Source organism: Streptomyces sp. NPDC053048 (genome assembly GCF_044547045.1).
In the GTDB taxonomy this organism is placed as follows: Bacteria; Actinomycetota; Actinomycetes; order Streptomycetales; family Streptomycetaceae; genus Streptomyces.
The window spans coordinates 164,477-190,522 of the sequence record NZ_JBITZS010000010.1 but is presented as its reverse complement, the minus strand read 5'-3'; the positions used below and the strand labels follow the sequence as shown (position 1 = coordinate 190,522).

Below are 26,046 nucleotides of genomic sequence, written 5' to 3'. Positions count from 1 at the left end.
AACATGTATTCAGAAGCTAACAGGTGCCACGTGCCGCCGCCTCCTCCGGGAAGAAGCACGCCGACAGGTGCCCCTCCGCACTGCCCTCCGCCCGCACCAGCGGTGGCTCCTCTTGCGCGCACTTGTCCCGCGCCTTCCAGCAGCGCGTGCGGAAGCGGCAGCCGCTCGGCGGGGAGAGCGGTGACGGCACGTCACCCGTGAGGCGGATGCGGTCGCGGGGCGGGGCCGGCTCGGCCGGTGTCACCTCCGGGACGGCCGACAGCAGGGCGCGGGTGTACGGGTGGCGGGGGCGCTCGTAGATGTCCTCGCGGGTGCCCGTCTCCACGATCCGGCCGAGGTACATCACCGCCACCCGCTGCGAGAAGTGCCGCACCACCGCCAGGTCGTGGGCGATGAACAGGAAGGCGATGCCGAGCTCGCGCTGCAGGCGCTGCAGCAGGTTGACCACCTGGGCCTGGATGGAGACGTCCAGCGCCGAGACCGGCTCGTCCGCCACGATCACCTTCGGCTCGAGCGCCAGGGCGCGGGCCACGCCGACGCGCTGGCGCTGACCGCCGGAGAACTCGTGCGGGAAGCGGTTGTAGTGCTCGGGGTTCAGGCCCACGATCTCCAGGAGTTCGCGGACGCGGGCCTCGCGGCCGCCGGGCGGGGTGATGCCGTTGATCTCCATGGGGCCGGAGACGATGCTGCCGACCGTGTGCCGGGGGTTCAGCGAGGAGTACGGGTCCTGGAAGATCATCTGGATCTGGGAGCGGATGGGCGCGAGCTGCCGGCGGCCCGCGTGGGTGATGTCCTCGCCCCGGTAGAGGACGCGCCCGGCGGTCGGCTCCAGCAGGCGCGTCAGCAGCCGGCCCGTCGTGGACTTGCCGCAGCCGGACTCGCCGACCAGGCCGAAGCTCTCGCCCGCCCGTACGGTCAGGTCGACGCCGTCCACGGCCCGCACGGCGCCCACCCTCCGCTTGAACGGGAAGCCGGCCATGACGGGGAAGTGCTTGGTCAGGCCCTCCGCGACCAGGATGTCGGTCAAGGAACTCACTCACTCTCCGCCCGGTCGGGGCCTGATCTGTTCGGCGAGGACGGTCCGCCGTTGCTCGGGGGTCAGATGGCAGGCCGCCCCGCGGCCGGCCGGCAGCTCGGGGCGGGCCGTGCGGCAGGCGTCGTCCGCGACGGCCGTCACATACCCGCAGCGCGGGTGGAACGGGCAGCCGGGCGGCGGTGCCAGCAGGCTCGGCGGGGTGCCGGGGATCGGGGTGAGCGGCTCGGTGACGGACGAGGTCAGGCGGGGCATCGAGCCCAGCAGGCCCCAGGTGTACGGATGCCGGGGCGAGCGCAGCACCTCCCGGACGGGGCCGCGCTCCACGGCCCGGCCCGCGTACATCACCAGCAGCTCGTCCGCGGTGTTCGCCACCACTCCCAGGTCATGGCTGATCAGCACGATCGCCGAGCCGGTCTGCTGCTGAAGGTCCTTCAGCAGGTCGAGGATCTGGGCCTGGACGGTGACGTCCAGCGCGGTCGTCGGCTCGTCGGCGATCAGCAGCTCGGGGTCGCAGACCAGCGCCATGGCGATCATCGCGCGCTGGCGCATGCCGCCGGAGAACTGGTGCGGGTAGTCGTCCACCCGCTGCCGGGCGTGCGGAATGCCGACCTTCTCCAGCATCTCCACCGCCCGCGACCGCGCCTCGCGCCGCGAGGCGCCGGTGTGCTTGCGGAACGGCTCGGCGATCTGCCGGCCGACGGTGTAGTAGGGGGACAGGGCGGTGAGCGAGTCCTGGAAGATCATCGCCATCTTGTTGCCGCGCAGCTTCTCCAGCACGGACTCCGGCGCGGTGGTCAGCTCCTGCCCGTCCAGCGTGATCTCGCCGACGACCTCGGTGGTGCGCGGGTCGTGCAGGCCCAGCACGGTCAGGTTGGTGACGGACTTGCCGGAGCCCGACTCGCCGACGATGCCCAGCGTCCGCCCGCGCTCGAGGTCGAAGGAGAGGCCGTCGACGGCCCGTACGACGCCGTCCTCGGTGCGAAAGCGCACCCGGAGGTCGCGTACGGACAGGAATGGCTGCGTGGTCACGGTCGTCCGTTCTCCTAGGCCAGCCGAACGCGCGGGTCGATGAGGGCGTACGCGGCGTCGACGACGATGTTGGCGATGACGATCGCCGTGCAGCCGACGAGCATCACGGCCATCAGGGTCGGCAGGTCCTTGCTGGTCGTCGAGGACACCGCCAGCCGCCCCAGCCCGTGCAGGCTGAAGGTGAACTCGGTGATGATCGCCCCGCTGAGCAGCGAGCCGAGGTCGATGCCGAAGATGGTCACGATCGGCGCCAGCGCGCCCCGCCAGGCGTAGCGGAAGAACACCGTCCTGCGGCCCATCCCCTTGGCGCGCGCCGTGCGCACATGGTCCTCGGCGAGCTGCTCGATCATCTGGGAGCGCGTCATCCGGCTGTATCCGGCGACGAAGATGATGGAGAGCACCAGCCAGGGGATGAGCATGCCCGTGAACCACTTGGCCGGGTTCTCGGTGATCGGGTGGTACGCCGGGTTGTCCATCCAGTGCAGCCCGCTGACGAGGACGGCCAGCGCGATGACGCCCACGAAGTAGATCTGCAGGGCGTTGCCGAGGAGCGACAGGGAGCTGAAGAGCTTGTCGATCCAGGTGCCCCGGAAGGCGGCCGCGAGCATGCCGATGCCGACGCCCACGAGGAGGAACACCGCCGCCCCGCCCAGCGCGATGGACAAGGTGGTCGGGTAGCGGTCGACGATGGTCTCCCACACCGGCTGCTGGTTGGAGAAGGAGTAGCCGAAGCAGGGGGCCGGGCAGTGGCCGACGGAGAAGTCGCGGCCGGCGAAGATGCCCGTCATGTAGTGCCAGTACTGCACCGGCACGGGCTGGTCGAGGCCCAGGTTCTTGTTGATGACCGCGAGGGCGTCCGGGGTGCAGTTCTTGCCGCAGGACATCAGGGCGGGCTCGGCGGGCAGCGCGAAGAACAGGAAGAACGTGATCGCGCTGATCAGCAGGATGATGACGAGGGCGCCGAGGGTGCGGCGGGCGAGGAATCTCAGCATGGTTCTTCCGTGGCCAGGGCCGGGCCCGCCCGTGAGGGGAGCCCGGCCGGGGCGGCTACTTCACGTACACGCCGGTCGGGTCCACGCTTCCGTAGACCGGGTGGTACTTGATCCCGCCGAGGCCCGAGCCCCACAGCGAGAACTGCCGGTTGTAGAAGGTGGGCACGCCCGGTACGTCCTCGCCGAGGATGCGGTCGGCGAGCTTCTGCCACTCCGGCGCCGCCTTCTTCACGTCGGGGATGGCGTTGATGCGGTCGATGTCGGCGTTGACCCGCGGGTTGTTCAGGTGGCCGTAGTTCTGGGCGCCGTCGGAGATCTGCCGGCCGTCGAAGAGCGGCGGGACGACGGTGGAGGGGACCGGCCAGTCCGCGCCCCAGGAGGTCCGGTAGATGTCGAACCGGTTCTTCACCTCGGCGATCGCCGTCCGCCAGGTGTTGGCGTCGATCTCCTTCTTCTGCACCCTGAAGCCGGCCCGCTCCAGGGCCTGGGTCACCACCACCGAGACCTTCTGCTGCACGTCGGTGTTGGCGTAGGCGTAGACGATCTCCTGGCCCTCCTTGCCCGCCTCCTTCAGCAGCGCCCTGGCCTTGTCCGGATCACCGGCGGGCTTGGCCTTCTTCCCGAACGGGTCGCTGGGCCGGTAGCCGTCCATGGCGGGGGAGAGCAGGCCGGTGGCCACCACGCCCGCCGTCGCCCCGCCGTTCTGCTGCAGGATCTGCCCGTTCGGCATGGCGTACGCGAGGGCCTTGCGGACCTTGACGTCCTTGAGGCGGTCGGTGTTGAAGCTGATGTAGTCGACGTACGGCTGGACCTCCACCAGGCGCCGCGCCTTGGTGTCGGGCTGGTTCAGCACCTTCTCGGTCATCTCGGGCGCCACGGCGTTGCTGAACGACAGCGCGTTCTTGTCGGCGCCCTGGTCGGCGAGGAAGCGGCGGGTGGAGTCCGCGTACTGGTGGCCGAAGCTGATGTCGAAGCGGTCGGCGTACTGGTGGCGGATGGGGTCGGTCTTCGGATCCCAGTGCTCGTTGCGCACGAGCGTCAGCGACTTGCCGGGCTTGTGTTCGCCGATCCTGTACGGGCCGCAGGAGAAGGGCGCGGTGTCGTACTTCTGCTTGGTGTCCTTCTCGGCCTTGACGGGCGCGACATTGGGCATCGCCGTCGCGAAGGGGGTGTCGGCGTGCGGCTGCCGGAAGTGGAAGATGATCGTCTTGTCGTCCGGGGTGTCCAGCACCGACGACGGCAGGTGCTTGCCCTCGTACGGGCCGTCCGGCAGCGCCTTGCGGAAGTCGTTGCCGTCGCCGGAGAGCCACTGCGGGATGTAGAGCGGCCCGTCGGACTGGTACGAGGCGTACAGGCGCTCGATGCCCCAGCGGACGTCCTTGGCGGTGATCGGCGAGCCGTCCTCGAACTTCAGCCCGTCCTTGAGGGTGAACTTCCAGGTCTTCCCGCCGTCGGAGGCGGTGCCCGCGTCGGTGGCCAGGTCGCCGACGACCTTGACCCGGCCCTTGTCGTCGATCTTGTAGCCGGTCAGGCTCCGGTTGTAGAGCAGCTGGTTGGTCAGGATGTCGATGTAGTAGATCTGGCCCGGGTCGAGGTGGTTGAAGGCGTCGCGCTGCAGGACGCCGACCGTGCCGCCCTTCTTGGCGCCCGGGACCTCGGGGGCGGGCCCGGTGGAGTCGGCCCTGGTGCCGAGGGTGTAGTTCGCGGACGTCGTCTTGTCCTCGCCCGGACCGTGGCTCCCGCCGCCGTCCCCGCCGCCACCTCCTCCGCTGCTGCACGCGGAGAGCACCACCGCTCCCGCCGCCAGGGCCACGGCCGAGAGCCGGACCCTGTGCCTGGGGAACCTCGACGTGGGGGTCATGTCGATGCACCTGCCTGTCGGTCGTGGGACGTCGTCAGCGGCTTCAGCGTCCGGTCCGGGGGTCGAAGGCGTCCCGGACCGAGTCCCCGAGCAGGTTGAAGGCGACCACGAACGCGATCATCGCCAGCCCGGGGAAGAAGATGTAGGTGATGTCGCTCTCGTAGTACTGGGCGCCGTTGGCGAACATCCGGCCCCAGTCGGGGGTCGGCTCGACGATGCCCACCCCGATGAAGGACAGCCCCGCCTCGGCCGTCACCAGCGTGGGCAGCATCAGGGTCGACTGGACCAGGATCGGCGTCCACAGATTGGGCAGCAGCTCCCTGGTGATGATCCGCCAGGGGGAGGCGCCGGTCACCTTGGCCGCCTCGACGAACTCCCGCTCCCGCAGGCTCAGCACCTGCCCGCGCAGCAGCCGCGCCAGCCCCATCCAGCCCAGCGCCCACAGCACCAGGATCAGCGTCACCACCCGCAGGGAGGTCGGCGTCTCCTTCTCGGGGCTGACGAAGAGCGAGTAGACGACCGGGGTGAAGGCGATGAACGACAGCTGGGCGGGGAAGGCCAGCAGCAGGTCGATGAACCGGCCCAGGAAGTAGTCCGTCCTGCCGCCCGCGTAGCCCGCCGTCACCCCGACGAGCACACCCGTCAGCACGCACAGCACGGTGGCGGCCGAGGCGATCAGCAGCGAGGTGCGGATGCCGTAGACCAGCTGGGTCAGTACGTCCCGGCCCAGGGTGGGCTCGATGCCGAACCAGAAGCGGCCGGAGATCCCGCCGTTGGGCCGGACGGGATAGCCGAACTCGTTCAGCAGCCCCGGCTCGTCGAGCCCGTAGGTGGTGGCCGGGTCCTTGCCGTAGAGCATCGAGATCAGCGGCGCGGCGAGCGCCACGAGGAAGAAGAAGGCGACGACGTACGCCGAGACGACCCCCGCGCGGTCGCGCTTGAAGCGCCGCCACATCAGCTGCCCGGGGGACCGGCCCACGAGGTCGGCCGGCTCGGTCCGGAAAGGAATCGGCATCGCGTGGATCCCCCGCACTGTCGTCTCGTCGTCCCTGCCCGGATGTCGCGAACGCGGTTGGGTTGAGCGGACTTTCGCAATGGATGAACAGTGCAGTCAAGGGGGCTGCGATGGACGGCGGGGCCTTTCCCGGCTTCTTGAGCGAAGGTTGTGCAGATCGAGGTCACGGCGTGCTTGACAGCCAGGTCAAGCACGCCGCACCGCGACCACCCGAAGGAGAGCCGGCGAGTCACCCCACCGGACCGCCGTCACAGCCCCAAGGAGCGCTTGAGGAAGTCGACTTGCAGCAGCAGGAGGTTCTCTGCGACCTGCTCCTGCGGGGTCATGTGGGTCACCCCCGACAGCGGCAGCACCTCGTGCGGACGACCCGCGGCGAGCAGCGCCGAGGACAGCCGCAGGGTGTGGGCGGCCACCACGTTGTCGTCCGCCAGGCCGTGAATGATCATCATCGGACGGGTTTCCTCCGCCGGCGACGACAGACCGTCGTCGGTGACGAGGGAGTTACGGGCGTACACCTCCGGCTGCTCCTGGGGCAGGCCCAGATAGCGCTCGGTGTAGTGGGTGTCGTACAGCCGCCAGTCGGTGACCGGGGCGCCCGCGACGGCCGCGTGGAAGACGTCGGGCCGCCGCAGCACGGCCAGCGCCGCCAGGTAGCCGCCGTACGACCAGCCGCGGATGCCCACCCGGCCCAGGTCCAGCGGGTACCGCCCGGCGAGCGCGTGCAGCGCCTCGACCTGGTCGTCCAGGGTGGCGCCCGCGAAGTCCCCGTGGACGGCCTTCTCCCAGCCGGGCGAGGTGTGCGGGGTGCCCCGGCCGTCGGCGACGACGACGGCGAAGCCCTGGTCGGCGAACCACTGCGAGGTCAGGTGGGCGTTGTGGGCGGCCACCACGCGCTGCCCGTGGGGCCCGCCGTAGGGGTCCATCAGCACGGGCAGCGGCCCGTCGCCGTCCCGGTGGCCGCTGGGCAGCACCACGGCGCAGGGGATGCCGCGCGCGCCCGCCCGGAGCAGGCTCGGCCGGGCGGTCAGCACGGGCCGTTCGGCGTACGAGAGCACGGTGGCGACCTGCTTGCCGTCGCGCAGGACCCGCACCGAGGCGCCGGGCCGGTCGGTGGCGGAGGACGCCAGGACGGTCACCGCGCCCGAACGCACGGCCGAGTGCCAGCCGGGCTCCTCCGAAACCCGCTCGGCCCCCCGCTCGTTGACGCGATAGACATGCCCCTCGCCCGTCTCGGGATCCTCGGCCTCCGGGCCCGCCGAGGCACTGATCAGTACGTCGTCCGGTCCGATGTCCAGGACGGCCCGCACATGCAACCGCGGCCCGGTCAGCGCCCGGTCGCCGACCGCCAGCACCCGGGCGCCGGAGTCGTCCGCGATCCTGACCAGCCTGCCGTCGGGCGTCCATGCGGGCACACCGCCGAAAAGTTCCAGCCACTTCGGATCCTCGTCCGCGTGCAGCACACGCGTGGCACCCGTGGCGGTGTCCACGGTGAGGTACGCCTGCGACCGCTGGTCCCGCGCCTGGACGAGCAGCAGCGGCGGACCGTCGGCCGACCAGTGCACCCGTGCGAGATAGGGGTGGCGCTCCCGGTCCCACGCGATGTCCGTGCGCGAGCCGTCCAGGCGCAGCAGGGACAGCGAGACCTCAGCGTTCGGGGTGCCCGCCGCGGGGTAGGCGACCTCGGCGGGCGCGCCGGAGGGGTTGGCCGGGTCGGCGATCCACCAGCGGCGCACGGGCGCGTCGTCCACGCGGGCGGCCAGCAGCGCGTCGCTGTCGGGCGACCACCAGAAGCCGCGCGAGCGGTCCATCTCCTCGGCGGCGATGAACTCCGCCAGGCCCCAGGTGGTCGTGGCGTTCTCCGGCTCGGCCGGCGCCCGGTCGCCGCTTCCGTCCGCCGCCACGACACGCAGGGCGCCGCCGGCCGCGTAGGCCACCCATCGGCCGTCCGGGGAGGGCCGGGGATCGGCCACCGGGCCGGGGACGTCCAGTTCCCGGGCCGTGCCGCCGCGCAGCTCGGCGACGAACAGCCGGCCCGAGAGCGCGAACGCCGCCAACTCCACGGCGGCGTCCACCGCGTACGCCACGACGCCCGCCGAGCCCTCCCGGCTGCGCTCGCGGCGCGCCCGCTCCTCCGCGGACAACTCCTCCTCGGCCCCGCCCAGCAGGGCGGCCGGGTCGGCGGCCGGGTACTCCCGGCCGGCGTCGAGGTCGAGCACCCACAGCACGTTCGCCCGGTCGGTGCCGCCGCGCGAGCGCAGGAAGACGACCCGTGAGCCGTCCGGCGACACGCTGAACGCGCGCGGCGCGCCGAGGGAGAAACGCTGGGTGCGGGCGTGCTGACGGGGGAACGAGAGGGGAAGCGAGGGCTGTCCGGTCATATCGGCGAGCCTAGAGCCACTACCACCGGGTTCACCCAAGACGGCGAGAACTCGCCGTGCGCCCCGTGTTTGCTCCCGTGCACCGAGTCATGCGCACGCACGGAAAGTTATGATCGCTCGCGCATAGTGGATATGACGCACCGGTGTCGTAGCCACCGGGCATTCGTATGCCGTCCTGTTCCGACCGCGCGTATCTGGAGGTGAGCCGCTGTGGCACTTTCGATTTCGGCGGTGGTGCTGCTGGCGATCATCGTCTTCCTGCTGGTCCGGAAGTCCGGGCTGAAGGCGGGCCACGCCGCGGTCTGTGTGCTGCTGGGCTTCTACCTCGCCAGCTCGTCCATCGCGCCGACGCTGAACCAGTTCACCACCAGCGTCCAGAGCATGATCAGCAACATCAAGTTCTGACGGCACGGCGAACGCGGCGCGGGGTGCGGCCGGACGGGCGGCGCTCCGGTGGCCCGTCGTGGCTCGTAGGCTGGGGGCATGACCGACCTTCCCGGCCGCCGGCTGCTCCTGGTGCACGCGCACCCGGACGACGAATCGATCAACAACGGCGCGACCATGGCCAAGTACGCCGCCGAGGGTGCCCTCGTCACGCTCGTGACCTGCACGCTCGGCGAGGAGGGCGAGGTGATCCCGCCCGAACTGGCGCATCTCGCCGCGGACCGGGACGACACCCTGGGCGCCCATCGGATGGGCGAACTCGCGGCCGCGATGAGGGAGCTGGGCGTCACCGACCACCGCTTCCTCGGCGGCCCCGGGTGCTACCGCGACTCCGGAATGATGGGCGCCGAGCAGAACGCCCACCCCCGTTCCTTCTGGCGGGCCGACGTGGACGAGGCCGCCGCGTCCCTCGTTGAGGTGATTCGCGAGGTACGTCCCCAGGTGCTCGTCACCTACGACGCCGACGGCGGTTACGGGCACCCCGACCACATCCAGGCGCACCGCGTCGCCATGCGCGCCGCCGAACTCGCGGCGGAACCGGCGTTCCGCCGCGATCTGGGCGATCCGTACGACATCGCGAAGATCTACTGGAACTGCGTGCCGCTGTCCGCGGTGGAGGAGGGCTTCGCCCGGCTGCGCGAGGCCGGCCGGGAAGGGGACCTCTTCCCCGGCATCGCCTCGCCCGCGGACGTGCCCGGCGTGCTGCCCGACGAGGAGGTGACGGCCGCCGTCGACACCTCCGCCTACGCGCCCGCGAAGGCGGCCGCCATGCGTGCCCACGCCACGCAGATCGCCGTGGACGGTCCCTTCTTCGCGCTCTCCAACGACTTGGGGCAGCCGCTCTTCCCCACCGAGTACTACCGGCTCGTCAAGGGCCGGGCCGGTGCCGCCGGGCGCGAGGACGACCTCTTCGCGGGGGTGGACGCGTGAACGGTGGCCTGATCACACCTACCGCCGTCGGACGCGTGTTCGCCTATCTCGGGCTGGCGGTGCTCGGCTCCGTCGTCGGGGTCGGCGGGGCGCTCGTACAAGGGGGCTGGTTCCCCGGCGGGTTGCTGCTGGCCCTGCTCGGCGTCGGCGGGCTCTGCTACGGCGGCACCGTGGCGATGCTCAGCAGGACCGGCGGCCTGGTCCCGCTCGCCGGCTGGCTGATCGCGGTGCTGTTCCTGGCCGCCAACCGGCCGGAGGGCGACTTCCTCTTCGGCGCCGGGCTGGGCTCCTACGCGTTCCTGCTGGGCGGGATGATCGTCGCTGTGATGTGCGCCACGGTCCCGAAACTGCCGCAACCGGACCTGGCCTGAGCCCGACTTGGCAAGTGACGTGACGATTTCCACCTGTACGCCACCCGACCGGTCGGGGGACTGATCCGGCGGTCGTCAATGACGGGCCCGCCGTGCCCAGTATGGTTGTGCGCGCCGCCGAGCCTCCCCTGGCCTCCGGCAATGGGCGACCCAAAGCGAGGTCTACGAGGGCGGCAAAGAGTAACCGGGAGAACCTGCTTTGAGCCGTGCATCTGACAGTTCGTCCTCCGGGCCCCAGGGGCGCGGTGGCGCCGCCTATCCGTCGGGCACCCCGCCGTACGGGGCCGGTCCCGACGGGAGTCCGGCCGACGCGGCCGGGGGCGCCAAGCCCGGTGAGCCGAAGACCGAAACCACGCTGACGACGCGGATCCGCATCAACATCCCCGGCTCGCGCCCCATTCCGCCGGTCGTCATGCGGACGCCGCTGGGCGACGAGGCACCGGACGCCGCGGAGGCTCCCGCGCCCGCCGCGGCGGCCGCCGCCGCACCCGCGCCCGAGCGCAAGGAGGGGCTGCCGACGCGCCCCAAGCGGGAGAAGGGCGCGCCCACCGCGGCGCAGGCCGCGGCCGCCGCGTCCGACGCGGGGGCCGGAGCCAGCGACTGGTTCGCCCCCCGCAAGGGCGGTGGCACGCCGCCGCCCTCCGGTGCGGCACGCCGTCAGCAGGCCCAGGGTGCCTCGGGCGGCGGCAAGCAGCCGCCTCTGCCGCGCCGTGGTGGCGGCGCGGGCCGTGGTGCCGGTGCCGGTCAGCACCCGCCGGCGGCCGGTGGCGCCGGTGCGCGTGGCGGTGCCGGTACGAGCGGCGCCGGTGCGGGTGGCGCCGGCAACGTCTGGCAGGACGTGCCGCCGGTCGACGCCCCGCGGCAGCACCCCACGCCGCCCGTCTCCGGCGGTGCCCCCATGGGCGGTGGCGCGCAGTGGCAGGGCGACCCCTCGACCACGGCCGCGATGCAGCAGCCTCCGCTGCCGCAGCCGCCCGCCGGTGGCGGCGGTCAGCAGTGGCAGGGCGATGCCCAGGGCCGGCGGGGTGCCGTCGACGACTGGCCGGTCGACCCCTCGACCACCGGTGCCATGCCGCAGCCTCCGCTGCCGGGCGACCCCTCGACCACGGGCGCCACGCCCTGGCAGGGCGACCCCTCCACAACCGCCGCGACTCCGTGGCCCCATGCCCCCTCGACGACCGCGTCGATGCCGCAGCCGCCCGTGCCGGGTGGCACGGGCGGTGCCGTCGGTGCCGCGGGTTCCGCCGGTGCTGTCGACGACTGGCCGGTGGGCCCGTCCGCCACGGGCGGCAGCCCGGCGGGTGGCATGGCTTCCGGTGGTGCGGCCCCCGGCGGCTCGCCGTGGCCGGGTGAGACCGGCAACCGGCGCGGCGGCGTGGACGACTGGCCGGGCGCCTCCACCAACGGCGGCGCGAACGGCGGCGCAGCGGGTGGCAGCGTGCCGAACGGTGCTGTGCCGAACGGTGCTGTGCCGAACGGTGCTGTGCCCAACGGTGGCGTGCCCAACGGTGGCGCGCCGCGGGCGAACAACGCCGCGTCGCAGGCGAACGCGCAGGGCGGGGCCACCCAGCAGTTCCCCGCGCCCACCATCGGCGGCATGCCCGCCGGCGGTGCCGCCTTCGCGCCCGGCCGTACGGACACGCCCCGCGAGGGCTTCCCGGCCGTCCCGAACGGTGGCCCGCAGGCCAACGGCGCGGGCGGCAACCAGCCCGCCGCCAAGGGCAAGAAGAAGCGCGGCCAGAAGGCACCCGCCCCGGCGGGCGCCGGTAACCCGGCGGGACAGACGCTCGTCAGCGGCGTGCCGCCGGTGAACCCGGCCGCGGGCCAGGGCCCCAAGCCTCCCGTGGACAGCGGTGCGCCGCGCGTGCCCGTACCCAAGCCCAAGGCGGGCCCCGCGGTTCCCAAGCCGCCGGCCCCGGCCGGCGCCTCGGCTCCGGCTCCCAAGGGCAAGAGCGCGCCCAAGTCCGCGCCGAAGAGCGCTGCCAAGGCCGCGCCCAAGAAGAAGGGCCGCTCCAAGCTCGTCCTCGTGGGCGGCGGGCTCGTCGCCCTGGTCGGCGTCGCGTACGCGGCGGGTCTGCTGCTCGACCACGCGGATGTGCCCAACGGCACCACCGTGCTCGGCGTCGACATCGGCGGCAAGTCCAAGGAACAGGCCGTCCAGAAGCTCGACTCCGCTCTCGGCGGCCGGGCGACCGCTCCGCTGAAGGTCTCCATCGGCGGCAGGACGGCCGACCTCAAGCCGTCGGTGGCGGGGCTGTCGATCGACACCCAGGCCACCGTGCGCGCGGCGGCGGTGAAGGACTACAACCCCGTCACCGTCCTCGGCTCGCTCGTCGGCGGCGCTCGGACGGCCGAGCCGACCGTGACGGTGGACGAGGAGAAGGTCGCCGCCGCCCTCAAGACGCTCGCGGGCGAGAGCGGCGCGGCGAAGGACGGCACGATCAAGTTCCAGCCGGGCAAGGCCGTCGCCGTCTACGGGCAGCCGTACGAGGGCATCGACGTCAACGGCTCGGTCAAGACGATCGCCAAGGCCTACCGCGACCGCGCGGCCACCGGCCAGGACAAGCCCGTCACCCTGGCCACCTCGTCGCAGCAGCCGAAGGTGAGCAAGGCCGAGGTCGACCGGAAGATGAAGGAGTTCGCGGAGCCCGCGATGTCCGGCCTGGTCACCGTGCAGACGGACCCGGCGCACAAGATCCAGTTCGGTCCGGACCGCTCGCTGCCGAAGATCCTCTCCGTCAAGGAGGTCAACGGCCAGCTCGTCGAGAACTACGACCTGGACGCGCTCAAGGAGCTGTACGGGACCGCCTTCAACGGCGTGCTCATCCAGCGCGGCGGCGGGGAGAAGAAGCCCGTCATGCCGCAGGACGTCGCCAACGCGCTCAACAAGGCGCTGCGCGGCAAGACCCCGGCCGAGCGGGTGGGCGTCATCCCGCTGAGCTGAGCCGCGGAGTGACCGGTGTGAACCCCCGTGCCCCTGTGGCGCGGGGGTTCGCGCATACCGGCGAAGCATGACATCTGTCATCGAAGGCTCACGACGGTTGACACTGCCGTCCGCGGCGCGCTCCCGGAAGCATGGTGGCCATGACCACCACCGCATCCGCGATCACGGGGGACGGGCGGCATCGGACCGGCACACCCGTGGTCAGCTTCGAGAACGTCAGCAAGAGCTACGGCAGCGTGCGCGCCGTCTCCGGCCTGAATCTGGATCTGCGGGCGGGCGAGACCGTCGCCCTGCTCGGCCCGAATGGGGCGGGCAAGTCCTCCACCCTCGACCTGCTGCTGGGCCTGCGCAACCCCGACGCCGGGCGCGTCGAGGTCTTCGGCACCACTCCGCAGCAGGCCATCGCCCAGGGCAAGGTCGGCGCGATGCTGCAGTCCGGCGGTCTGATGGAGGCGGTGAAGGTCCGCGAGCTGGTCAGGCTCGCGTGCGATCTGCACCCCCGTGCCCACCCCCTCGAGCGCGTGATGGAGCAGGCGGGCATCACGGAGATCGCCGACCGTATGGTCGACAAGCTCTCCGGCGGCCAGGAGCAGCGGGTGCGGTTCGCGATGGCCACGGCGGGCGCCAATGAACTGATCGTGCTCGACGAGCCGACGACCGGCATGGACGTCTCGGCCCGGCAGGCGTTCTGGGGCGTGATGCGGCAGCAGGCGAACGAAGGCCGGGCGGTCCTGTTCGCCACGCACTACCTGGAGGAGGCCGACGCGATCGCGGACCGCGTGATCGTGCTGCACCGCGGCCGGGTCCTCGCGGACGGCTCCGCCGCCGAGATCAAGGCGAAGGCCGGGGCCCGCCGCATCGTCTTCGACCTCGAGGGGCACATCGGCGAGGCCGCTCTGCGGGAGCTGCCGTTCCTGGCCTCCCTGGAGATATCCGGGCGCACGGTCCGCATCCAGTCCCACGACGCCGACGCCACCGTGCACGCCCTGTACGGGCTCGGCTTCTACCCCCGCAACCTCGAGGTCGCGGGGCTGGGCCTGGAGCAGGCCTTCCTCGCCATCACCGACGCCGCTGCCGCCGAGGAGGCGGTCTCCCGATGAACACCCTGATCAAGCTGGAAATCACCCGCACCCTGCGGGCCAAGAAGTTCATGTTCTTCTCGGTGATCTACCCGGCCGTCCTCTATCTGCTGATCGCGGGCGGGGCGAGCAGCACGGAGGAGATCGAGGGCACCGGGCTGACCCTGCCGCTGATCATGATGGTCTCGATGGCCTCCTTCGGCGCGATCACCGCCGTCCTGGTGGGCAACAGCGAGAAGATAGCCAAGGAGCGGGAGAAGGGCTGGGTGCGCCAGCTGCGGCTCACCGCGCTGCCCGGCCGCGGCTACGTCACGGCGAAGATAGCCTCGGCGGCCGTGGTGTCGCTGCCGGCGATCCTGGCCGTGTTCGCCGTCGCGGCGGCGGTCAAGGACGTGCGGTTCGACGCGGCCTGGCAGTGGTTCGCGCTCGTGGGCGTGATCTGGGCCGGAAGCATCGTCTTCGCCGCGCTGGGCGTGGCCATCGGCTATCTCGCCACCGGTGACGCCGTGCGTCCCATCACGTTCATCATCTACTTCGGCCTGTCGATGCTGGGCGGCCTGTGGATGCCGACCGCCGCCTTCCCCCAGTGGCTGCAGGACATAGCCGAGTGGGTGCCCACCCACGCGTACGCGGCGCTGGGCCAGGCCATCGAGCAGGGCGGTGCCCCGCATCTGAAGGACGTGGCCGTCATGGTCGCCTATCTCGTCCTGTTCGGCGGCGCGGCCGCGTGGCTGTACCGCAAGGACACCCACAAGGCGTGACGCGATGTCATGGCCGCTGCCGGGCCCGGGGGAGACTGGGCGGGTGAACGAGTGCGGGGAACAACCGGTGGAACGCGGTTTCATCCAGATCGGCAGGGCCCCCGAGGACCTGCGGCAGCTGATCGCCAAGGCCTGCTGGACGTTCCTGTACATGTCCTACCTCTATTACGTGGTGGAGGACCTGACGGAGGACCGGCACACCCCGTTCGCGACCGCGGTGGGCTGGGGCGCGCTGGCCGCCTTCGTCGCCGGCTACCTCTTCCTGGTCCTCGGCCGGCGGCCCGATCGCCTGGTCCGCCGGCGGAACTGGCTGCTGGGCGGGCTGTACCTGCTGGCGGTGACGGCGTCGCTGACCCTCGGCGGGGCGTGGACCGTGCTGCTGGTGTACGTGTCCATCTCCAGCGGCGTCCAGCTGCCGCTGCGATGGGGGCTGCGGATCGTCCCCGCCATCGCGGTGACGGTGGCCGGGCTCGGCCTGCTGCACGGGATGGGCACGGCCGAGCTGCTGCTGCTCGTCCTTCCCGCGCTGCTGGGCGGCGGGGCCATGATGGCCGTGGTCCAGATGGGCCGCACGATGCGGGAGCTGCGCGAGGCGCGCGCCACGGTGGCGCATCTCGCGGCCAACGAGGAGCGGCTGCGGCTGGCCAGGGACCTGCACGACCTGCTGGGGCACTCGCTGTCGCTCATCACGCTCAAGAGCGAGCTGGCGGGCCGGATGCTGCCGGACAAGCCCGAGGCCGCGGCCCAGCAGGTCGCGGACATCGAGCGGGTGAGCCGGCAGGCGCTGGTGGACGTCCGGGAGGCGGTGAGCGGGTTCCGCCGCCCCACGCTGGACGCCGAGCTGGCCGGGGCCCGCACCGCGCTGGCCGCCGCCGGCGTCGCCGCCGATCTCGACGGGGCCACGGCCGGTCACGCCGACCTGCCGCCGGACGAGGAGGGCGCGCTGGCCTGGGCGCTGCGCGAAGCGGTGACGAACGTGGTGCGGCACAGCGGGGCGCGCCGGTGCGAGATCAGGCTCGAGGAGTCGGGGGACGAGTTGTGCCTGACCGTCACCGACGACGGCCGGGGCCCGTCCGGGGCCCGGGGCAACGGCCTGACCGGCCTCGCCGAGCGGCTGGGGCTGGCCGAGGGGAGGCTCGAGACCGGCCCAGGGCCGCGGGGAGGGTTCCGGCTGCGGGCGTACGTACCGCTGTCGCGGCGGGTCTCGGCGTGAGCCCTAGGCTGTCGCTGTGACTTCAGCTCAGCCCCCCGCGCCCGCCGCCGTCCGTGTCCTGCTCGCCGAGGACCAGTCGATGGTCCGGGAGGCGCTGGCGGCGCTGCTCGGGCTGGAGGGCGACATCGAGGTCGTCGCCCAGGTCTCCCGGGGCGACGAGGTCCTGGACGCCGCCCGTGCCACCCCGGTCGACGTGGCGCTGCTGGACATCGAGATGCCGGGGATGACCGGGCTCGACGCGGCGGCGCTGCTGCGGCGCGAGCTGCCGGCCCTCAAGGTCGTCATCCTGACGACCTTCGGCCGGCCCGGCTATCTGCGCCGGGCCATGGAGTCCGGCGCGGACGCGTTCCTGGTCAAGGACGCCCCGGCCGCCCAGCTGGCCGACGCGGTGCGCCGGGTGCTGCGCGGTGAGCGCGTCATCGATCCCACGCTGGCGGCGGCCGCGCTGGCCGAGGGCGCCAACCCGCTGACCGACCGCGAGCGCGCGGTCCTGACGGCCTCCGCCGACGGCTCCACCAACGCGGAGCTGGCCGTGGCCCTGCACCTGTCGCAGGGCACGGTCCGCAACTACCTCTCCACGGCGATCCAGAAGACGGGCGCCCGCAACCGCGCCGAGGCGGTGTGCATCGCGCGGGACAAGGGCTGGCTGTGACGGCCCCCGGGGCGCGTCCTCAGTTCAGCATCGCCCGCGCGGCCAGCGCCTGGTGCCGGACGGACTCGGCGGCCGCCGGCTCCAGCGGGGCGATGACGGCCGCGTACTCCTCCAGTTCCCGGGCGCCGCGGACGAAGTCGCCGCGCTCCACCAGCAGCTCGGCGCGCTCGTAGCGCAGGCGGGCCGGGTGGGTGGGCAGCAGGAGGGAGAGCTCGACCGCCCAGAGCTGGACGTCGCTGCGCTCGGGGCGGGCCGCGGCCCAGGCACGGATGTTGTTCAGCACCCGCAGGACGATCTCCAGCGGCTCCGCGGGGGAGAACATCGACGGTGCCAACGGCGCTCCCGTGGCCCCCGCGACGAGCAGCCCCGCGTCCTCCTCGGACAGCGGCCGGCCGCCGTCGAACGGGTCGGCCAGCACATGGTGCCCGCAGGGATCACCGAAGCCGACGACGAAGTGTCCGGGCAGAGCCACCCCGTAGACGGGCGCGCCCGCACGCCGGGCGACCTCCATCCAGACCACCGACAGCAGGATCGGCAGCCCCCGCCGCCGCCGGAGCACCTCGGGCAGCAGCGAGGACTCCAGCCGCCGGTAGTCGGCCGGGGAGCCGTGGAAGCCGCAACGTTCCCCGAGCAGCTCGGCGAGGGCCTCCGCCCAGCGCCTGGGGTCGCCGTGCCGCCCCAGCGCGGGCAGCAGCCCGGCCAGCCGGTCCAGCTCGATCTGCGCGGCGTCGATCGTCTCCTCGCGCAGCCCCTCCTCGGCCTCCGCCGCGACCAGGAGGCACAGCAGTGCCAGGTCGGGCCGGTCCTCCCGGGCCGCCTCCGCGAAGTCCCGCCGCCTGCCAGTGGTGTCGTCGTACATGGGTGCCTCGTACCCGCTCGGGGCGATGGCACTGCCACCGCCGATATCCATGGTGCGACCCCGGCCACCGCTACCGCAGCGGCTCGCGACGGTAGTGGTAGGCGTGATGGGTGGTGAAGCCGAGCTCGTCGTAGAGCGCGGCCGCCGCGCCGTTGTCCGTCTCCACCTGCAGATATGCCGCCGAGGCCCCCTCGCGCAGCGCCTCCTCGGCCAGCCGGGCCATCACCAGCGTGCCCAGCCCCTCCCGCCGCCGGGCGGGGCTCACGTCGAGGGCCGCGAAGCCGGCCCAGCGGCCGTCGACCACACAGCGCGCTATCGCCGCCGGGCGCTCCTCGCCGGCCTCGCCGGGCACCGTCGCGAACCACACCGACGGCCCGCCGGTGAGCACGGCGAGCGCGTCACCGGCCGTCGCGCCGGTGCGCCCGTAGGCGGCCGGCCAGGCCTCGTCCGGCTCGCGGGTCAACCGCACCCATCCCGTATCGGCACCCGTATCGGCGATCGGGGCCAGCGCGGCGGTGCGCATCAGGGCGTGCCGCTCGGACGTCCAGCCGCGCCGCTCCAGCTCCGCGTCCAGCAGCGCGTCACCGGCCGCGTCCCCCGTGGTGACCTGCACGCACGCGCTCAGCCCGCGCTCGGCGTACCAGGCGGTCACCCGCTCCAGCGCGGCCGGCAGCGGCAGCCCGGGGTCGCCGAGGGGCAGCACCGAGTTGGCGCGGGCGGTGAAGCCGCCCGCCGCCCGCAGCGTCCAGCCGCCCAGGCGCTCGCTCTCGCGCGCGGGCCAGCCGCGCGCGGCGATCTCCTGGAGCTCGCGGAGCGTGGCCGCCGGACCACGCCGCCGGGCCGGCGTCATCGGGATCACCTTGCCCGCGACCAGCGCGGACTCCGCGATCTCGACCACCTCGCCGGTCCGCCGTGTGATCCGCAGCACACCTCCCTGCCAGGAAGTGAGCACGCCGACCGCGTCCGTGAAGCGCTCCGGCGAGCCGCCGGAGGTGTTCAAGTGCCGTACGGAGACGCGCTTGCCCACGTCCTGCGCGGTGATCCGGACTTCCAGCCTTCCGCCCGTGGTGAATTCCACAGCTGTGCCAGCCCCTCTTGTTCGTCATGTGCCCGGGGAGGGAGATACTAGGTGTGGGCATCGACGACGCCGCGCTCCCGCGCGAAATGAGCCCTACCGAGGAGGAACGACAGCGTGACCTACGTCATCGCGCAGCCTTGTGTCGACGTGAAGGACAAGGCGTGCATCGAGGAGTGCCCCGTCGACTGCATCTACGAGGGCTCCCGGTCCTTGTACATCCACCCGGACGAATGCGTCGACTGCGGCGCCTGTGAGCCGGTCTGCCCGGTCGAGGCCATCTTCTACGAGGACGACACCCCGGAGGAGTGGAAGGACTACTACAAGGCGAACGTCGAGTTCTTCGACGAGCTCGGTTCGCCCGGTGGTGCCTCCAAGCTGGGCCTGATCGAGCGCGACCACCCCTTCATCGCCGCGCTGCCGCCGAACCCCAACGACTGAGCGGCGCCGCCGCGGCCCCGTACGGCCTGACCGTACGGGGCCGCGGCGTTTCCCTCCCCGCACACGCACCACGCACCCCCCTCATGCAAGAGAGCGAGCAGCGAGCACCGTGAGCGCAGTCTCTTCCCGCCTCCCCGTCTTCCCCTGGGACCGGCTCGAGCCGTACAAGGCCACGGCGGCCGCCCACCCCGACGGCATCGTGGACCTGTCGGTGGGCACCCCCGTCGACCCGGTGCCGGCCCTCGTCCAGCGGGCGCTGGCCGACGCCGCCGACAGCCCCGGCTATCCCACGGTCTGGGGCACCGCCGCGCTGCGCGACGCGCTCACCGGGTGGGCCGAGCGCCGCTTGGGCGCCCGGGGGCTGGCGCACACCAATGTGCTGCCGATCGTCGGCTCCAAGGAGCTGGTGGCCTGGCTGCCGACCCAGCTCGGCCTCGGCGACGGCGACAAGGTCGCCCATCCGCGCCTGGCCTACCCGACGTACGAGGTGGGCGCGCGCCTGGCGGGCGCCGAGCCGGTCGTCTACGACGACCCCACCGAGCTCGACCCCGCCGGCCTGAAGCTGCTCTGGCTCAACTCGCCCTCCAACCCCACCGGCCGGGTGCTCTCCAAGGACGAGCTGCGCGCCGCGGTGGCCTGGGCTCGCGAGCACGGCGTGCTGGTCTTCAGCGACGAGTGCTACCTGGAGCTGGGCTGGGAGGCCGACCCGGTCTCCGTCCTGCACCCGGACGTCTGCGGAGGCTCCTACGAGGGCATCGTGGCCGTCCACTCGCTCTCCAAGCGCTCCAACCTGGCCGGCTACCGCGCCGCGTTCCTCGCCGGTGACGCCGCCGTCCTCGGCGAGCTGCTGCAGATCCGCAAGCACGGCGGAATGATGGTCTCCGCCCCGGTCCAGGCCGCCACCGTCGTCGCCCTCGGCGACACCGCGCACGTCACCGAGCAGCGCGCCCGCTACGCCGCCCGCCGCGCGGCGCTGCGCGCCGCCTTCGAGGGCGCGGGCTTCCGGATCGAGCACAGCGAGGCGTCGCTGTACCTGTGGGCGACGCGCGACGAGCCGTGCTGGGACACGGTCGGCGATCTCTCCAAGCGCGGCATCCTGGTCGCCCCGGGCGAGTTCTACGGGGCGGCGGGCGAGCGCTTCGTACGCATCGCGTTCACCGCGACCGATGAGCGTGTGGAGGCCGCGGTCCGTCGACTGGCCCAGTAGCCGCTACGCACCGCGCGTACGCGAAGAGGGCCCGGGAGACGAACTCCCGGGCCCTCTTCGCGCTGTCGCTGTGCGTGCCCGCCGGATCAGCCGCCGAGGGGCAGGTTCGGCGTACCGGCCTTGGTGACACCCTGGACGGTGCCGCCGAGGGCCTGGGCGCCGCTGCCCACGAGCTTGCCGGCCTGCTTGTTGGCGGCCGGAACGGTCTCGCTGCCGGCCTTGTGCACCGCGCTGGTGGTGGTGCCGACAGCCTTGCTCCCGGCGCCCGACGCCACGGAACCGGCCTGCTCGGACGCCGCGCCCACGGTCTTGCTCGCGGTCGAGGTGTCCAGCGCGCTGACCGGGGCCAGGTCCGTGGCCTGGGGCAGGGTCGCAGCGCTCGCAGATCCGGCCGCGCCGACGACGGGAGCGGCACCCGCTGCGACGAGCAGGGCCACCCGGGCGATCCGGCGCGTGAGGGGGAGGGACATGTTGCTCCTTTGACGGAGTGAGGAAGTCGGTTGCTGTCCGGCAAGCGGACGCTGTGACTACCGCGTGAGTCCGTCGAAGGTTGCGGTGACCTCAGGTAAAGAGTAGGTAATGCGTCGCATTATCTGCCTCGCGGAAACCCCGCCAAACCGGGCAGGTTGTCAATCAATACGAAAGGCCGAAAAGCCTTTGTTCGCAAGGCATCCCGGGGGTCGGTCGGCCAGGCGTGCGGATGGCGGGGCATGGCCCGGTTCGCGGCAACTCCGGTATGCGGGACTTACTCCCGGCGAGGGGACGTCCGTACTGCTGACCGAGACCGGTACGGCTACCGGACGGTGGTGATCCGCACCGAGCCGGCCGTGTCCCCGGAGACTGTGTCCCCCGACTTCCGCCAGCCGTCCGCGGAATTCTCCGCCGTCCACGTCCGCCCGCCGAAGGAGACCCGCTCGATGCGCAGTTCCGCCGCGTGCGCCACCGCCCAGGACGCCAGCTCCCAGCCGCGCCGCCCCGGCGCGTCCTCCGCCACCGGGTCCGGCCCGGCCGGCACCGTCACCGTCCGCGCGTCCGCCGCGCCCGCGCGGCCCGCACCGGCCAGTGTGGTCGGCAGCACCCCCGGGCCGAACTCGCGCGCCAGCTTGGCCCGCACCGCCGCCGGATCCCCCGGCTTCCCGTCGTCCGGGCTCTTGGTGCACGTGAAGGAGGCCTCCGCCCGGCCCGTCAGGCCCGCGGCCAGCAGCGAGGCGTCCGGCTCGTGCTTGGCGTACGCCTGCGGGAAGCCGCTGCGCTGCACCTTCTGCGCGGCCACCGTCAGCGGCAGCCGCGAATAGCCCGGCACCTCCACCAGGTGGTCGTAGAACTTCCCCGCCGCGTAGACCGGATCCGTGATCTGCCGCGCCGATCCCCAGCCCTGCGTCGGCCGCTGCTGGAACAGGCCCAGCGAATCGCGGTCACCGTGGTGGATGTTGCGCAGCCCCGACTCCTGCATCGCCGTGGCCAGCGCGATCGTCACCGCCCGCTCCGGAAGCCCGCGCGCGGACCCCACGGCCGAGATCGTCGCCGCGTTCACCGCCTGCTCCGGGGAGAGCGCGTACGACTCCCCGTTCGCCCGGACCGTGCACCGCGGCGCCCCCGGCCCGCCCGTCACCAGCTGCGCGACCAGATACCCGATCACGGCCAGCAGCACCGCACAGGCGGCCACGGTACGCAGCAGTCGGCCACGGCGGGTGACGATGATCCGGGACATGCGGGCCACGTTACTTCAGAGACCACCCCACGACCCCTCCGGACCGTACCGGCGGTCGCGTTAGGCTCGCCGGCATGGATGACACCGCACTGGACCTGTCCCTCGACGCCGTAGCCCTCACCGCAGCGCTCGTCGACTTCCGTTCCGAGAGCGGTGACGAGAAGGCCCTCGCCGACGCCATCGAGCGCGAACTGCGCGCCCTGCCGCACCTGACCGTCGACCGGCACGGCAACAACGTCGTCGCCCGCACCGACCTCGGACGCGCCGAGCGGATCGTCCTGGCCGGTCACATCGACACCGTCCCCGTCGCGGACAACGTGCCCTCCCGGCTCACAGCTGACATCAGCGGCTCCACCGCGGGCAACGGCGTCCTGTGGGGCTGCGGCACCAGCGACATGAAGTCCGGCGTCGCCGTCCAGCTGCGCATCGCCGCGACCGTGCCCGAGCCCAACCGCGATCTGACCTTCGTCTTCTACGACAACGAGGAAGTGGCGGCCCACCTCAACGGCCTCGGGCACGTCGCCGAGGCCCACCCCGAGTGGCTGGAGGGCGACTTCGCCATCCTCCTCGAGCCCTCCGACGGCCAGGTCGAGGGCGGCTGCCAGGGCACGCTGCGCGTACTGCTGCGCACCGAGGGCGAGCGGGCCCACTCCGCGCGCAGCTGGATGGGCTCCAACGCCATCCACGCCGTCGCCCCGATCCTGGCCCGCCTCGCCTCCTACGAGCCGCGCCGGCCGGTCGTGGACGGCCTCCAGTACCACGAGGGGCTCAACGCGGTACGGATCGAGGGAGGCGTCGCCAACAACGTCATCCCCGACGCGTGCACCGTGACGGTGAACTTCCGCTACGCCCCCGACCGCACGGAGGAGGAGGCGCTCGCCCACGTCCGCGAGGTCTTCGACGGCTGCGGGGTCGTGGACTTCGTGGTCGACGACCACTCGGGCGGCGCCCGGCCGGGCCTGACGCACCCGGCGGCCGTGGACTTCATGGAGGCGGTGGGCGGCACGGCCCGGCCCAAGTTCGGCTGGACGGACGTGGCCCGCTTCAGCGCCCTCGGCGTGCCCGCCGTCAACTACGGTCCGGGCGACCCCCTGTACGCGCACAAGCGCGACGAGCACGTGGTGACCGAACACATCACGCACTGCGAGGAGCGGCTGCGCGCCTGGCTGACCAGCTGAGAAGGGCGGGCACCAGGCCTACCCTGAACCGCATCGGATCCGACGACATGCAGCGGAGGGAGCTCGGTATGGTCAATTCCGAGGGGGCGCGCGCCCCGCGGGAGCAGCGCCGGGGGCCGGTCGTGCGGCGGCAGAGCCAGATGCAGGTCGGCACCACCGACCAGCACCTGCTGGACACCCGGGGGGCGGCCGACTGGGTGCACGAGGACCCCTTCAGGGTTCTGCGCATCCAGTCCGAGTTCGTCGAGGGCTTCGGGGCGCTCGCCGAACTGCCACCGGCGATCAGTGTGTTCGGCTCGGCCCGGACGAAGCCGGGCACACCGGAGTACGAGGCGGGGGTGGCGATCGGGCGCGGCCTGGTCGAGGCCGGCTTCGCGGTCATCACCGGCGGCGGCCCCGGGGCGATGGAGGCCGCGAACAAGGGCGCGATGGAGGCCGGCGGCGTCTCCGTCGGCCTGGGCATCGAGCTGCCCTTCGAGCAGGGGCTCAACCCGTATGTGAACCTCGGCGTCGACTTCCGGTACTTCTTCGTCCGCAAGACGATGTTCGTGAAGTACGCGAGCGGCTTCGTGGTGCTGCCGGGCGGACTGGGCACGCTGGACGAGCTCTTCGAGGCGCTCACGCTCGTCCAGACGAAGAAGGTCACCCGCTTCCCGATCGTCCTGTTCGGCGCCGCCTACTGGCAGGGCCTGCTGGACTGGTTCGAGAACACGCTCGTGCCGCAGGGCAAGGTCGGCCCGCAGGACCTGCAGCTGCTCCACATCACCGACGACGTCGAGGAGGCCATCGGCGTGGTCACCAAGGAGGCCGGCACCTGAGGCCCGCCCCGGCGGGCCCCCGCGCGAGCTAGGCGAGTCCCCGGCGGGCGACCGCCGGGGGCCGGTGCCCTGCGATGGACGCCACCATGTCCAGCACCTGCCTCGTCTCCGCCACCTCGTGGACGCGGTAGACCTGGGCGCCGAGCCAGGCCGAGACGGCCGTCGTGGCGAGGGTGCCCAGGACCCGTTCCTTGACCGGCTTGTCGAGGGTCTCGCCGACGAAGTCCTTGTTGGACAGCGAGACGAGCACGGGCCAGCCCGTCTCCGTCATCTCGCCCAGGCGGCGGGTGGCCTCCAGCGAGTGCCGGGTGTTCTTCCCGAAGTCGTGCCCCGGGTCGATCATGATGCCGTCGCGGCGGACCCCGAGCGCGACGGCCCGCTCGGCCAGGCCGACGGTCACCCGCAGGATGTCCGCCATCACGTCCTCGTAGGCGGTGCGATGCGGCCGGGTACGCGGCTCGACACCGCCGGCGTGCGTGCACACCAGCCCCGCCCCGTAACGGGCGGCGACCTCGGCCAGCTTGGGGTCCACCCCGCCCCACGCGTCGTTGAGCACGTCCGCGCCCGCCTCGCACACCGCCTCGCCGACGTCGTGCCGCCAGGTGTCGACGCTGATCACCACGTCCGGGTGGCGCCGGCGCACCTCGGCGACGAAGCCGACCGTGCGGCGGGCCTCCTCCTTCGCGCTGACCTCCTCGCCGGGACCGGCCTTCACCCCGCCGATGTCGATGATCGCGGCGCCCTCGGCCACGGCCTGCTCGACCCGCGCCAGCGCCGGCTCGTCGGCGAAGGTGGCGCCCTGGTCGTAGAAGGAGTCGGGCGTCCGGTTGACGATCGCCATGATCACCGGTTCGTGCCTGTCGAACTCGCGTCGTCCCAGCCGCAGCATCTTCGGTACTCCCTCTCCGTGGTCCGCCAGCGACCTTAACTGTCAGTGCGGCATGGCACGATCGGGGTGGACGGTTTGGCTGACGGAGGACTTACGGGGAGACGGCCGTGTTCTGGTTCCTGCTCATCGCGCTGGTCGTCGTGGTCGCCGCGGTCACACTCGCCGTCGCCGGGGGCGGCGGCGCGGGAGTGCTGCCCGAGGCCGGCCAGGACCGGATGGTCTGGCCGCTGCCCGCGGGGCGGCCGCTGGGCCGCGCCGACGTGGAGGCGCTGCGCCTGCCGATGGCCGTGCGCGGCTACCGCATGGCCGAGACCGACGACGCGCTGGACCGGCTGGGCGCCGAGCTCGCCGAGCGCGACGCGCGCATCGCGGAGCTGGAGGCCGCGCTGGCCGGGGCGCAGGCCGCCGCCATAGGCGGCCTCGGCCTGATGACGCGCGAGGACGCCGGCGACGCCGATGCCGCCGGCGAGGAGGACGCGCCGTCGGCGCGCGAGGCGGCCGAGGGGCACGCCGAGGGAGGGGAGAGGCATGAGTGACGCAGGAGCGGTCGTCGGGCCCGACGGGCTGGCACGCTGCCCGTGGGGCCTGGAGGCGGAGTCCAGGGCGGACTACCGCGTGTACCACGACACCGAGTGGGGCCGGCCGGTGCACGGCGACGACGCCCTCTACGAACGGATATGCCTGGAGGCGTTCCAGTCCGGGCTGTCGTGGCTGACGATCCTGCGGCGCCGCGAGGGGTTCCGCGCGGCCTTCGCGGACTTCTCCATCGCCAAGGTCGCGGCCTTCACGGAGGCGGACGCGGAGCGGCTGCTGGGCGATCCGGGGATCATCCGCAACCGGGCGAAGATCGAGGCCGCGATGGTGAACGCGCGGGCGGCGGCGGAGCTGGCGCCGGGGGAGCTGGACGCGATCGTCTGGTCGTACGCCCCCGACGCGGGGCGGGCGGCGCCCCGGACGTTCGCCGACGTGCCGGCGATCACGGCCGAGTCGACGGCGCTGGCCAAGGACCTCAAGAAGCGGGGATTCCGTTTCATCGGTCCCACGACGGCCTACGCCCTGATGCAGGCGTGCGGGCTGGTGAACGACCACCTGGTGGGGTGTCACGCCCGGCCGGAGGTCTGATCCTCCGACGGGGCTCCGCGCCGGAGCCCGCCGGAGTCCCG

Annotated in this window: 25 protein-coding genes; 14 read left to right on the top strand and 11 right to left on the bottom strand. The window is 72.6% G+C overall.

Features of this window, described 5'->3' with window-relative positions; translation table 11 throughout:
* Window positions 1–16 precede the first annotated feature (16 nt).
* The 6 genes from ACIG36_RS26680 to ACIG36_RS26655 all read right to left on the bottom strand — a co-directional run bounded on the left by ACIG36_RS26680 (window position 17) and on the right by ACIG36_RS26655 (window position 8,311).
* Window positions 17–1,036, bottom strand: a complete 1,020-nt coding sequence (locus tag ACIG36_RS26680; RefSeq protein WP_399932795.1) for an ABC transporter ATP-binding protein — start codon at window positions 1,034–1,036, stop codon at window positions 17–19.
* Window positions 1,037–2,065: an ABC transporter ATP-binding protein gene (locus ACIG36_RS26675; protein ID WP_399932792.1), complete on the bottom strand. Its 1,029-nt coding sequence runs from the start codon at window positions 2,063–2,065 to the stop codon at window positions 1,037–1,039.
* A 14-nt stretch (window positions 2,066–2,079) separates the two neighbouring features.
* Window positions 2,080–3,057 (bottom strand): ABC transporter permease, encoded by a 978-nt coding sequence (locus tag ACIG36_RS26670; RefSeq protein ID WP_399932789.1) that lies wholly within the window; start codon window positions 3,055–3,057, stop codon window positions 2,080–2,082.
* 55 nt (window positions 3,058–3,112) lie between these two features.
* Window positions 3,113–4,918, bottom strand: a complete 1,806-nt coding sequence (locus ACIG36_RS26665; protein ID WP_399932786.1) for an ABC transporter substrate-binding protein — start codon at window positions 4,916–4,918, stop codon at window positions 3,113–3,115.
* Window positions 4,919–4,961: 43 nt separating this feature from the next.
* A complete protein-coding gene (locus ACIG36_RS26660; protein WP_399932783.1) occupies window positions 4,962–5,933 on the bottom strand; it encodes an ABC transporter permease in 972 nt (323 codons plus the stop codon).
* A 248-nt stretch (window positions 5,934–6,181) separates the two neighbouring features.
* Window positions 6,182–8,311, bottom strand: a complete 2,130-nt coding sequence (locus tag ACIG36_RS26655) for an alpha/beta fold hydrolase (RefSeq protein ID WP_399932780.1) — start codon at window positions 8,309–8,311, stop codon at window positions 6,182–6,184.
* Window positions 8,312–8,521: 210 nt separating this feature from the next.
* Between ACIG36_RS26655 and ACIG36_RS26650 the strand changes: the two genes are divergently transcribed.
* The 8 genes from ACIG36_RS26650 to ACIG36_RS26615 all read left to right on the top strand — a co-directional run bounded on the left by ACIG36_RS26650 (window position 8,522) and on the right by ACIG36_RS26615 (window position 16,705).
* Window positions 8,522–8,716, top strand: a complete 195-nt coding sequence (locus ACIG36_RS26650; protein WP_399932776.1) for a hypothetical protein — start codon at window positions 8,522–8,524, stop codon at window positions 8,714–8,716.
* Window positions 8,717–8,794: 78 nt separating this feature from the next.
* A complete protein-coding gene (gene mshB / locus ACIG36_RS26645) occupies window positions 8,795–9,685 on the top strand; it encodes an N-acetyl-1-D-myo-inositol-2-amino-2-deoxy-alpha-D-glucopyranoside deacetylase (protein WP_399932773.1) in 891 nt (296 codons plus the stop codon).
* Window positions 9,682–10,056 carry a DUF6113 family protein gene (locus ACIG36_RS26640; protein WP_399932770.1) on the top strand — a complete coding sequence of 125 codons (375 nt, stop codon included), beginning with the start codon at window positions 9,682–9,684 and terminating at the stop codon, window positions 10,054–10,056. Before mshB ends, ACIG36_RS26640 begins: the two co-directional genes overlap by 4 nt.
* Before the next feature lie 199 nt (window positions 10,057–10,255).
* Window positions 10,256–13,000, top strand: coding sequence for a hypothetical protein (locus tag ACIG36_RS26635; RefSeq protein WP_399932767.1), 2,745 nt, complete (start codon window positions 10,256–10,258; stop codon window positions 12,998–13,000).
* 140 nt (window positions 13,001–13,140) lie between these two features.
* On the top strand, window positions 13,141–14,100 hold the full coding sequence (locus tag ACIG36_RS26630) for an ABC transporter ATP-binding protein (RefSeq protein ID WP_399932764.1): 960 nt from the start codon (window positions 13,141–13,143) through the stop codon (window positions 14,098–14,100).
* Complete coding sequence (locus ACIG36_RS26625; RefSeq protein ID WP_399932761.1) at window positions 14,097–14,840, top strand: ABC transporter permease; 744 nt, start codon at window positions 14,097–14,099, stop codon at window positions 14,838–14,840. Before ACIG36_RS26630 ends, ACIG36_RS26625 begins: the two co-directional genes overlap by 4 nt.
* Window positions 14,841–14,907: 67 nt before the next feature.
* Window positions 14,908–16,053 carry a sensor histidine kinase gene (locus tag ACIG36_RS26620; protein ID WP_399932758.1) on the top strand — a complete coding sequence of 382 codons (1,146 nt, stop codon included), beginning with the start codon at window positions 14,908–14,910 and terminating at the stop codon, window positions 16,051–16,053.
* A gap of 16 nt (window positions 16,054–16,069) precedes the next feature.
* Window positions 16,070–16,705 carry a response regulator transcription factor gene (locus ACIG36_RS26615; protein WP_399932755.1) on the top strand — a complete coding sequence of 212 codons (636 nt, stop codon included), beginning with the start codon at window positions 16,070–16,072 and terminating at the stop codon, window positions 16,703–16,705.
* 19 nt (window positions 16,706–16,724) lie between these two features.
* Here ACIG36_RS26615 and ACIG36_RS26610 read toward each other — a convergent pair whose 3' ends face one another.
* Complete coding sequence (locus tag ACIG36_RS26610) at window positions 16,725–17,564, bottom strand: transglutaminase-like domain-containing protein (protein WP_399932752.1); 840 nt, start codon at window positions 17,562–17,564, stop codon at window positions 16,725–16,727.
* A 70-nt stretch (window positions 17,565–17,634) separates the two neighbouring features.
* A complete protein-coding gene (locus ACIG36_RS26605) occupies window positions 17,635–18,642 on the bottom strand; it encodes a GNAT family N-acetyltransferase (protein ID WP_399932749.1) in 1,008 nt (335 codons plus the stop codon).
* Window positions 18,643–18,756: 114 nt separating this feature from the next.
* On the opposite strand from ACIG36_RS26605, the gene fdxA reads away from it, so the two are divergent.
* Both fdxA and dapC read left to right on the top strand, forming a co-directional pair.
* A complete protein-coding gene (fdxA, locus tag ACIG36_RS26600) occupies window positions 18,757–19,080 on the top strand; it encodes a ferredoxin (RefSeq protein WP_399932747.1) in 324 nt (107 codons plus the stop codon).
* Window positions 19,081–19,189: 109 nt separating this feature from the next.
* On the top strand, window positions 19,190–20,287 hold the full coding sequence (gene dapC, locus ACIG36_RS26595) for a succinyldiaminopimelate transaminase (RefSeq protein ID WP_399932744.1): 1,098 nt from the start codon (window positions 19,190–19,192) through the stop codon (window positions 20,285–20,287).
* An 86-nt stretch (window positions 20,288–20,373) separates the two neighbouring features.
* On the opposite strand, the gene ACIG36_RS26590 is transcribed toward dapC, so the two are convergent.
* A complete protein-coding gene (locus ACIG36_RS26590) occupies window positions 20,374–20,757 on the bottom strand; it encodes an ATP-binding protein (RefSeq protein WP_399932742.1) in 384 nt (127 codons plus the stop codon).
* Between the two features lie 323 nt (window positions 20,758–21,080).
* Complete coding sequence (locus ACIG36_RS26585) at window positions 21,081–21,998, bottom strand: hypothetical protein (RefSeq protein ID WP_399932739.1); 918 nt, start codon at window positions 21,996–21,998, stop codon at window positions 21,081–21,083.
* Window positions 21,999–22,072: 74 nt separating this feature from the next.
* Between ACIG36_RS26585 and dapE the strand changes: the two genes are divergently transcribed.
* On the top strand, window positions 22,073–23,176 hold the full coding sequence (dapE, locus tag ACIG36_RS26580) for a succinyl-diaminopimelate desuccinylase (protein ID WP_399932736.1): 1,104 nt from the start codon (window positions 22,073–22,075) through the stop codon (window positions 23,174–23,176).
* Between the two features lie 68 nt (window positions 23,177–23,244).
* The gene (locus tag ACIG36_RS26575; RefSeq protein ID WP_399932733.1) at window positions 23,245–23,994 is read left to right on the top strand and encodes a TIGR00730 family Rossman fold protein; all 750 of its coding nucleotides are present in this window, start codon (window positions 23,245–23,247) and stop codon (window positions 23,992–23,994) included.
* A 28-nt stretch (window positions 23,995–24,022) separates the two neighbouring features.
* Here ACIG36_RS26575 and folP read toward each other — a convergent pair whose 3' ends face one another.
* Complete coding sequence (gene folP, locus ACIG36_RS26570; RefSeq protein ID WP_399932730.1) at window positions 24,023–24,883, bottom strand: dihydropteroate synthase; 861 nt, start codon at window positions 24,881–24,883, stop codon at window positions 24,023–24,025.
* Between the two features lie 107 nt (window positions 24,884–24,990).
* Between folP and ACIG36_RS26565 the strand changes: the two genes are divergently transcribed.
* Both ACIG36_RS26565 and ACIG36_RS26560 read left to right on the top strand, forming a co-directional pair.
* Entirely contained in the window at window positions 24,991–25,419 is a 429-nt protein-coding gene (locus ACIG36_RS26565) for a DivIVA domain-containing protein (RefSeq protein WP_399932727.1), read from the top strand.
* Entirely contained in the window at window positions 25,412–26,005 is a 594-nt protein-coding gene (locus ACIG36_RS26560) for a DNA-3-methyladenine glycosylase I (protein ID WP_399932724.1), read from the top strand. The genes ACIG36_RS26565 and ACIG36_RS26560 overlap by 8 nt, the downstream gene beginning before the upstream one ends.
* The last annotated feature ends 41 nt before the right edge of the window (window positions 26,006–26,046 follow it).